Here is a 2088-nt window from a genome sequence, read left to right as displayed (position 1 = left end):
CTTGACCTGCTGTCGGCGCACCAGACGTCCGGCCCGGTCGTAGGTGTAATACATGTCGTCGCGCTGCACCAGACGGCCGGCTTCCCACTCGGTCAGCCGTCCTTGCTCCTGCGGCAGACCGGTGCGGGTATAGTGGTAGTCGGTCTCGGCAGTCGGTGTTCTGCCCGCGCCGCCGGTCAGAACCGACAGCACCCGGCCGGTCTTGTCCAACCGGTAGCCTTCACTGTCGCGATTGGTGCGCACGCCCGTCAGGTTGCCCGCGCCGTCGTAGCGGTACTCCCGCGTCTGCTGCGCCTGTAGCCGTCCGTCGTGCGCCTGACCGCTCATCTCGCGCGTCAGCCAGCCCATCGCGTCGTACTCGCGCGTTTGCAGGAAGCGCCCGCCCCGGCGTTCGCTCTCGCGCCCGGCGGCATCGTGATTTATTGTCAGCGCCGCACCGTCCGGCAGCACCACCTGCTTGAGCTCACCGGTCCGGCTGTAGCGGAAGGTGCTGGTCAGTCCTTCCTCTTCCTCTTCCTCTTCCTCTTCCTCTTCCTTTTCTTCTTTCGACCACAGCAGGGTGCGCGTGACGCTGTGCTCATCGTAGGCTCTGCGCACTTCCGTGCCGTTCTGCCACTCGCGCACTACCCGGTCGCGCAGGTCGTAAGATTACCGGCTGGAAGGGGCGACGGATGAAGCGGCTAAAGCAAGATTTGAAGACCGCGAGTTACTGCGGCAGTTTCAGGAAGTCGAGCAGTTGCCCGATGAGGATAAGGAAGTGATTAAGAAGTTGCTGGATGCCTTTTTAACCAAGAAGCAGTTACAGGTGCTGGCAAAGTAACGGAGCTAACGCGGAACTGACGCGCTTGCAACACGTCAGCCCGCTCACCACAACCAACTGGAAGGAGTTGACTATGGCTAAGGCACATTCTAAGTCAGGCGTCACCGTTAATAAAGCAACCAAAACAGCGCGTTACTACACCGTGGGATACGCCCCGCAAAACGGCAGGCCTAACCCGCCTTCCGCCATCAACCTTAAAGGTCGCTGGCTCGAAGAATGTGGCTTTATGACCGGGATGCCGATCACCGTGACGGTTGAGCGGGGGAGACTGGTGATTGAGACCGAGATTAATCTATGACGGCACATACGATAAGCAGTAGGTAAAAAATAGCCGGAAGGATCGTTGGGATCGCTTTCGGCTTATTATTAAATTATTCGTCCAGTATCGATATTGTTATTTCTGCGGCCTCTTTTATATCAGGATTGTCAGATCCTAACGATATCTCAAGCCCAGCCCTGAACATTTCATCACTGAAAGCTGCTGATACCTGAGTTACCCAGTATCTAACGCTATCAGGTGTATTCTTATCTTCGAGAATGATTTTTATTTCTTTTTTTACATCATCGGGATTGCATTGATAGAAAAAATCTTCAACTAACTGATAAACGCCCCAACCATCACCTTCACCATAAGATCTTAAAAATAGACTGATGGCTCTGGCATCAGGCTTATCAACAAAATAGCGTCTAACTTCATCATATCTATCAATTTTATCTTGAGACAAGAGCGCATCGGAAGGCATCGGCTGATTTTGAGAAAGAAAATCCAGAGCTTCTTCTGTATTCATGTTTATTGCCCCAATGTTTTCCAAAGTTCTTTGTTCTGCCTAATTAACTCACCCAATTGGCGATTTATAACATCTCGGCTATAACCCGCATTGCCCAATATTTTACGCAAGTCAACAATATCTCTAGCCAAATACTCCCGATTACTTAAACCACGAACCATCGGTTTTTTGTAAGTCCAAGTCAATTCGTGAAGGTCTTTTCGCATATTAATTGTTATTCCTCGCCCATGAGTTGTTGGGCTTGCCGCATTTTGAATAGCATGGTGAGGGGTATGCGTAGGATTCAATCCAGATTTAATGTTAGCCCCCCTGACTTGGCTATATGTTCCTACGTATAAGTCTTCCCCAGATTTAGCTAATTGACACTTCGCCAACCCCAGCGGATCAACCCAAGTATTGGGATTGTGCACATAAGCATAATTGCTTTCCCCCCCCAACACCCCTATCGGATCCGGCGAGATATACCCGCCGCCGGTGGGA

At 51.7% G+C, this 2088-nt stretch carries 2 protein-coding genes and 2 pseudogenes; 1 reads left to right on the top strand and 3 read right to left on the bottom strand.

Translation table 11 applies throughout. The features are described 5' to 3' along the window. Positions 1-645, bottom strand: a pseudogene (locus AU509_RS17695) (RHS repeat-associated core domain-containing protein); the annotation flags it as partial. A gap of 248 nt (positions 646-893) precedes the next feature. On the opposite strand from AU509_RS17695, the gene AU509_RS17685 reads away from it, so the two are divergent. Beyond that, positions 894-1118, top strand: coding sequence for a SymE family type I addiction module toxin (locus tag AU509_RS17685; protein WP_085653875.1), 225 nt, complete (start codon positions 894-896; stop codon positions 1116-1118). A gap of 73 nt (positions 1119-1191) precedes the next feature. On the opposite strand, the gene AU509_RS17680 is transcribed toward AU509_RS17685, so the two are convergent. Beyond that, entirely contained in the window at positions 1192-1608 is a 417-nt protein-coding gene (locus tag AU509_RS17680; RefSeq protein ID WP_085653874.1) for a hypothetical protein, read from the bottom strand. Positions 1609-1610: 2 nt separating this feature from the next. After that, a pseudogene (locus tag AU509_RS17675) lies at positions 1611-2088 on the bottom strand (RHS repeat-associated core domain-containing protein); the annotation flags it as partial.

The organism is Lonsdalea britannica, assembly GCF_002111595.1.
Taxonomy (GTDB): Bacteria; Pseudomonadota; Gammaproteobacteria; order Enterobacterales; family Enterobacteriaceae; genus Lonsdalea; species Lonsdalea britannica.
Note: the sequence above shows the minus strand (reverse complement) of the source record. Positions and strands in the feature narration are given on the sequence as shown.